The organism is Vogesella oryzae, assembly GCF_902829295.1.
Lineage (GTDB): Bacteria > Pseudomonadota > Gammaproteobacteria > Burkholderiales > Chromobacteriaceae > Vogesella > Vogesella oryzae.
Map to the genome: position 1 here is coordinate 25,487 of NZ_CADEPL010000033.1, position 6,280 is coordinate 31,766.

At 62.5% G+C, this 6,280-nt stretch carries 7 protein-coding genes; all 7 read right to left on the reverse strand.

From position 1 onward, the window contains the following. Positions 1 to 36: 36 nt before the first annotated feature. The 7 genes from HU218_RS12945 to HU218_RS12975 all read right to left on the reverse strand — a co-directional run bounded on the left by HU218_RS12945 (position 37) and on the right by HU218_RS12975 (position 6,132). Positions 37 to 912, reverse strand: coding sequence for a hypothetical protein (locus tag HU218_RS12945; protein WP_174875356.1), 876 nt, complete (start codon positions 910 to 912; stop codon positions 37 to 39). Between the two features lie 68 nt (positions 913 to 980). Beyond that, positions 981 to 2,042, reverse strand: coding sequence for an RNA methyltransferase (locus HU218_RS12950; RefSeq protein ID WP_174875357.1), 1,062 nt, complete (start codon positions 2,040 to 2,042; stop codon positions 981 to 983). Positions 2,043 to 2,064: 22 nt separating this feature from the next. Then, positions 2,065 to 2,403, reverse strand: a complete 339-nt coding sequence (locus HU218_RS12955) for a hypothetical protein (protein ID WP_174875358.1) — start codon at positions 2,401 to 2,403, stop codon at positions 2,065 to 2,067. A gap of 158 nt (positions 2,404 to 2,561) precedes the next feature. Continuing rightward, positions 2,562 to 3,476, reverse strand: a complete 915-nt coding sequence (cyoE, locus tag HU218_RS12960) for a heme o synthase (RefSeq protein ID WP_174875364.1) — start codon at positions 3,474 to 3,476, stop codon at positions 2,562 to 2,564. Positions 3,477 to 3,487: 11 nt separating this feature from the next. Then, a complete protein-coding gene (gene cyoD, locus HU218_RS12965) occupies positions 3,488 to 3,814 on the reverse strand; it encodes a cytochrome o ubiquinol oxidase subunit IV (protein WP_174875359.1) in 327 nt (108 codons plus the stop codon). Further along, positions 3,814 to 4,425 (reverse strand): cytochrome o ubiquinol oxidase subunit III, encoded by a 612-nt coding sequence (cyoC, locus tag HU218_RS12970; RefSeq protein ID WP_174875360.1) that lies wholly within the window; start codon positions 4,423 to 4,425, stop codon positions 3,814 to 3,816. The genes cyoD and cyoC overlap by 1 nt, the downstream gene beginning before the upstream one ends. Before the next feature lie 6 nt (positions 4,426 to 4,431). Beyond that, positions 4,432 to 6,132, reverse strand: a complete 1,701-nt coding sequence (locus HU218_RS12975) for a cbb3-type cytochrome c oxidase subunit I (protein WP_343033035.1) — start codon at positions 6,130 to 6,132, stop codon at positions 4,432 to 4,434. Positions 6,133 to 6,280 lie beyond the last annotated feature (148 nt).

Here is a 6,280-nt window from a genome sequence, read left to right on the forward strand (position 1 = left end):
CCAACCTTGTAAGCCAGGTTGGCCGCAGGCGGCAGTTTATTTGGCTGCCGGTTTCGCCGGGCTCGCCAGCGGTTGGTACCACCACGCCGGATCGATCGCCGGTTGTTTGGCGGGATCAAACAGCGGGTTCTGCAACTCGAGGACACGCCGCTCTGCCAGCCGTGCGCGGCGTAGCAATGGCTCGAAATGGGACAGGAACAGCCGGTCGAAGCTGCCGTCCGCCTGTGCGCGCAGCAAGCCCTGCCGGATGTGCTCCGCCAGGTAAGGCTTGCCGGGGGTGACAAAGAAATACTCGGCGGCCGGATAGTGCAGCACGATGTGGCTGTCTACGGTCAAGCCGAGTTTGGGGTGTTGATCCACTTCACTCCAGGCCTCGCCCACACCGCGCGGAAAGTAGTCGAAACGGGCGGTGGCCAGCATCTTGAACAGCGATTCGTATTGCCCGACCAGCATCACCGGCAGGCCATTCGCTTGCAGGATGCCGACATCCGGCCAGTCGTGTTCCTGTCCGGCGGTAAAGAAGCGCAAGTTCTGAACCGTTTCTACTTTGGCGAGCAGGTTGGCCGCACCCTGGCGCACGATGGCGATGCGCCAGCCCAGCAGGCCTTTGTCTACCGGCAGGCGTACCGGTATCAGCAGCGATTCGCGCTCGGGGGTGGTCATGGTCCATAGCACGTCGAGATCGCCGCCGGAGCCCATGGCGCGCGCGATGGAGCGCCCTTGCAGCATCTCCGGTACGACGGCGCTCAGCGTGTAGTCGTGGCCGCTTTTATCCAGCGCCAGCTGCAGCGCGGCGCGGAAGAAGGCCTTGTTGGGGTCCGGGTAGTCGGGGAAAAGTACCGCTTCCGCCGCCAGCACCGTTGCCGAGCAGGCCGTCAGGGCGAGGAATATCCAGCGTGCAAGTGTGCGCATGTAGCAGCGTCCGCATCAGTCGTCTGCTTCATCATATGGTGCGGCCAGTCAGGCTGCCAGCAGGCGGATCAAGCTTGCTGCGGATCCTGCCCGCGATTGCGGCGCAACAGCCGGCTGTGATCGATGATGTCGGCGGCACGGGCGCGCAGTTGGCCGCAACCGCCGTCGATGTCCTGGCCGGCGGAATCGCGCACCTTGGTCAGCACGCCGTTGTCGTGCAGGTAGCGCTTGATGTAGTGGATGCGCTCGGCAGACGGACGCTGGTAGTGGTCGCCTTCCACGCTGTTGTACGGAATGATGTTGAGGATGCCGTACTTGCCGCGCAGCAGTTGTACCGCGGCCTCCAGTTCCTGCTGCGTATCGTTGATGCCGGCGAGCAACGTCCACTGGTACTGGATCGGGTAGCCTACGCGGCGGGCGTAGTCCTCGCCCAATGCAACCAGCTCCGCCGGCGTATAGCGCGGCGCACGCGGCAGCAGCTGTGCCCGCAGCGCCGCATCGGTAGTGTGCAACGACAGCGCCAGCGCCGGCTTGACCTGTTGTTGCGGCAGCCGCTCGAACACCCGCGGATCGCCGACGGTGGAGAACACCAGATTCTTGTGGCCGATATTGCCATCGGTACCCAGCAGATTGATGGCCTCCAGCACGTTGTCGATATTGTGTGCCGGCTCGCCCATGCCCATGAACACCACCTTTTTGACCGGACGGATGCGCCGCGCCAGCGCCACCTGCGCGACGATTTCGGCGCTGCCCAGCTGACGCAGCAGCCCGCTCTTGCCGGTCATGCAGAACGTACAGCCGACAGCACAGCCCACCTGGCTGGAAATGCACAGCCCGTTACGCGGCAGTAGTACGCTTTCCACCATCTGGCCATCTGCCAGCGCCACCAGCAGCCGCAGCGAACCATCGGCTGCCGGGTGTTGTGACTGTATCTGCGCCAGCGCATCCATCTGCGCCGCGATTGGTGGCAGCCCCGTGCGCACCGATAGCGGAAAGTAGTGTTCGCTTTTCTGGTGGCGGGTGCCGGCATCCAGCGGCTGGCCTTTCAGCCAGGCACGGGTAATGCGGCCAACGTGGCAGGAGCGGGCGCCGATGGCGGCAAGGGCGTGGTGGAATTCCGGGATGCGCATGGGGAGCTTCTGGTGCGGGTGCTTACGGTGCGGTTTGGGTGGCGGCGGCGCGGCAGGCCAGCCCTTTGCCGGCAAAGCCGCCATACAGCGTCAGCTGGCCGGCGATTTTGCGCGATAGCGCGTAGGTGTCCGGCAGGCTGCGATCGTTCTCGTGCTTGGGCCACACCATCTGGCGCTTTTCATCCATGAAGCCGTGAAAACTACTGCCGTCACGAATCAGCTCCACGGTCTGTGCCTGGCGGTTGTAACGGAACTGGCTCTGGTCCACGCACTGGAAGTTGCCGCGCAGCGGCTCGTCCGGCGTGCAGGCAAGCAGCAACAGGGGCAATAGCAACAGCGGCAGGCGGGCGAGGGCAGTCATCTGGCAGTTCATGGCAGCAAAACGGGGCGTCACTATAGCACAGCGGGGAAGCTGCAACTGCAGGCGGCAAGGCAGGGTTGGCCGCACCGCGTCAGCGCTGGCAATGAAAAAAGCCGCCCACCTTGCGGTGAACGGCTCATGCGATGCTACCCGGTAAATCAGGCGCTGGCGTGTTGCAGCTGGGCCAGTTGTGGCTGGCCGGTGCTCGGCACATCCATGCGGCTGTCCACGGCCATCATCACCGACAAGGCGGTAATGGTGACGATGGAGAAAGCGAACACCTGGCGTGCCCACACGCGGTCGTCGACATCGGCCTTGCGGCCGGACAGCGCCATCTTCAGCCACCACAGGCTGGTCGCCACAGCCACCACCAGGTAGCCGTAACCGACGTAGCCGCCCAGCATCAGCATGATGGTGGCCACCATGAACGCCAGGATGTAGAGCACGATTTGCTGCTTGGCCGCCGATACGCCGCGCACAACCGGCAGCACCGGAATGCCCGCTGCCTGGTAGTCCTGGAAGCGGAAGATGGCAATCGCGTAGGAGTGCGGCATCTGCCACAGGCAGAACATCAGCAGCAGGATCGCCGCGCCCATGTCGAAGCGGCCGGTGGCGGCGCAGTAGCCGGCTACCGGCGGTACCGCGCCGGACAGGCTGCCCACCACGGTGCCGTAGACCGACTTGCGCTTCATGTACAGGCTGTACACGCCGGCGTAGATCACGAAGCCGAACAGCGCGCAGGCGGTGGCCAGCGCATTGGTGCCGAACCACAGCGTGGCAAAGCCGGCGATGCCCAGCACGATGCCGTGCGCCAGTGCGGCACGGAACGACATGGCGCCGGTCACCAGTACGCGGCTCTTGGTACGTGCCATCTTGCTGTCGATGTCGCGGTCCACGCAGTTGTTCAGCGCGCAGCCGGAGGCCACCACCAGCGACAGGCCGATGAGGGTGGCCAACATCTGCCACAGGTCAACATGTCCCTGCGCCGCCAGCAGGTAACCGCCGGCGGTAGAGATCAGGTTGCCGAAGATGATGCCCGGCTTGGTGACCAGCAGATAACGCTTGAGCTTCACGTTGGCTGCGCTCAGTAAGGCATCATCAGCGCGTCGGCGCTGAAGATGATCCATACCGACAGTACCACCAGCAGCACGATCACCAGTGCGGTGAACAGGAATGCCAGCGAGTTGACGCGGCCTTCCTTGGTGAAGTTCAGGTGCAGGAAGTACTTCAGATGCACCAGGATCTGCACCACGGCAAAGCCGGCGATGGTCAGCAGGGTGTCGTGCGGGTTCAGGCCGCCGTTCATTACCAGCCAGAACGGAATTACGGTCAGAATCACCGACAGCACGAAGCCGGTCAGGTAGGAAGATACGCTGCCGTGGCTGGCGGCGTGGTCGTGAGCGTGGCTCATCAGATCGCCCCTTTCAGATACACGACGGTGAATACGCAGATCCACACGATGTCGAGGAAGTGCCAGAACATGCTCAGGCAGTTCAGACGGGTCATGGCGCGGCCGGTCAGGCCGGTCTTGATGACTTCCGCCATCATGATGCCCATCCAGATCAGGCCGGCGGTCACGTGCAGGCCGTGCATGCCGACCAGGGCAAAGAAGCCGGACAGGAAGGCGCTCTTGTCCGGGCCGTGGCCCTCGGCGATCAGCGCGCCGAACTCGTGCAGTTCCATGCCGATAAAGGTGGCGCCGAACAGGAAGGTCACCGCCAGCCAGCCCAGCAGGGCGCTCTTGTTGCCCTTGTGGCCGCTGATCATGGCGAAACCGTAGGTGATGCTGGAGAACAGCAGCGCGAAGGTTTCCACCAGCACGAACTTGAGTTCGAAGATGTCATGGCCGGCAACGCCGCCTGCCACGTTGCCCACCAGTACCGCGTAGGCGGCAAAGGCGCTGGCAAACAGGATGCAGTCGGTCATCAGGTACAGCCAGAAACCCAGCTCTACGCTGGCGCCGGCGTCGTGATGCTCATGGTCGTGAGCATGGTCGTGCAATGCGTTTACTTGCGAAGTCATGGCTGATTACACCTGCTCCAGAGGTTTTGCCGTTTGCGGACGGGCGCTGTGGTCGCGCTCGACGTAGCGGTCGAAGTCGATACCCATTTTCTCGAAGCGCTCGCGTTCGATGGCCTCGATCTCTTCCGGCTGTACGTAGTAGTCCTTGTCGTTGTCGTAGGCGCGCGCCAGCATGCTGCCGATGATGCCTACCAGACCAACGATGGCCAGCCACCAGATGTGCCAGATCAGCGCGAAGCCGCACACCAGGGTGAAGCCGCCGATGTAGACACCCGCCGCGGTGTTCTTCGGCATGTGGATCGGTGCGTACTGCTTCGGAATGTCGTAGGCCACGCCTTTTTCCTTCATGTCGGTGAAGGCGTCGATGTCGTGAACCTGCGGCAGGGTGGCGAAGTTGTAGAACGGCGGCGGCGAGGAGGTGGACCATTCCAGGGTATGGCCATTCCACGGGTCACCGCTCACGTCTGCCAGTTTCTTGCGGTCACGCAGGCTGACAAACAGTTGCAGCAGCTGGCAGCCGATACCGATGGCGATCAGTACCGCGCCAATGCAGGCGATGTACAGCCACGGGGTCCACAGCGGGTTGTCGGTGTGGTTCAGGCGACGGGTCATGCCCAGGAAGCCCAGCACATACAGCGGCACGAAGGCGAAGAAGAAGCCGGATTGCCAGAACCAGAATGCGGCCTTGCCCAGACGCTCGTTCAGCTTGAAGCCGAAGGCTTTCGGGAACCAGAAGGCGAAGCCAGCAAGGTAGCCGAATACCGCGCCACCGATGATGGTGTTGTGGAAGTGGGCGATCAGGAACAGGCTGTTGTGCAGCACGAAGTCGGCACCCGGGATCGCCATCAGCACGCCGGTCATACCGCCGATGGAGAAGGTGATCATGAAGCCCAGGGTCCACATGACCGGCGCGGTGAAGCGCAGGCGGCCGCGGAAGATGGTGAACAGCCAGTTGAACAGCTTCACGCCGGTCGGTACCGAAATCACCATGGTGGCGATACCGAAGAAGGCGTTGACGTTGGCGCCGGAGCCCATGGTGAAGAAGTGGTGCAGCCAGACCATGAAACCCAGCACCGAGATCACGCCGGAGGCGATGATCATCGAGGTGTGACCGAACAGACGCTTGCCGGAGAAGGTGGAGATCACTTCCGAGAAGATACCGAAGGCCGGCAGTACCAGGATGTACACCTCCGGATGGCCCCATGCCCAGAACAGGTTCAGGTACATCATCGGGTTGCCACCGGCTTCACTGGTAAAGAAGTGGAAGTCCAGGTAGCGGTCCAGCGTCAGCATGGCCAGCGCGCCGGTCAGGATCGGGAACGAGGAAACGATCAGCACGTTGGCCCAAGTGCAGGTCCAGGTGAAGATCGGCATCTGCATCAGCTTCATGCCTGGGGCACGCATCTTGAGGATGGTGACCAGGAAGTTGATCGCCGTCAGCGTGGTGCCGATACCCGAGATCTGCAACGCCCAGATGTAGTAATCCACCCCCACGCCCGGACTGTAGGCCAGCTCGGACAGCGGCGGGTAAGCCACCCAGCCGGTCTTGGCGAATTCGCCAACCCCCAGCGAGATGTTTACCAGCGCGGCGGAAGCTACCAGCAGCCAGAAGCTCAGCGAGTTGAGGAACGGGAAGGCCACGTCGCGGGCGCCGATCTGCAGCGGCACCACGATGTTCATCAGGCCGGTCATGAACGGCATGGCCATGAAACGTTGCCTATAAAAATCTGACGCCGCCCACGATATGCAGTGGGGAGGATTTCGGGGGGGCCTGGTCATTTAAAAAAAAAAAACAAGAAGAAGTACATGGGAGGAGGAAGAGGATAAAAGGAAACAGATGAATGACAAGAGTAAA

What these genes read in the sequence shown, in the direction of transcription:
- cyoC (WP_174875360.1), bottom strand. Translation starts at nt 4,425, where the DNA reads ATGACTTCGCAAGTAAACGCATTGCACGACCATGCTCACGACCATGAG.
- HU218_RS12975 (WP_343033035.1), bottom strand. Translation starts at nt 6,132, where the DNA reads ATGGCCATGCCGTTCATGACCGGCCTGATGAACATCGTGGTGCCGCTG.
- HU218_RS12955 (WP_174875358.1), bottom strand. Translation starts at nt 2,403, where the DNA reads ATGACTGCCCTCGCCCGCCTGCCGCTGTTGCTATTGCCCCTGTTGCTG.
- cyoD (WP_174875359.1), bottom strand. Translation starts at nt 3,814, where the DNA reads ATGAGCCACGCTCACGACCACGCCGCCAGCCACGGCAGCGTATCTTCC.
- HU218_RS12950 (WP_174875357.1), bottom strand. Translation starts at nt 2,042, where the DNA reads ATGCGCATCCCGGAATTCCACCACGCCCTTGCCGCCATCGGCGCCCGC.
- HU218_RS12945 (WP_174875356.1), bottom strand. Translation starts at nt 912, where the DNA reads ATGCGCACACTTGCACGCTGGATATTCCTCGCCCTGACGGCCTGCTCG.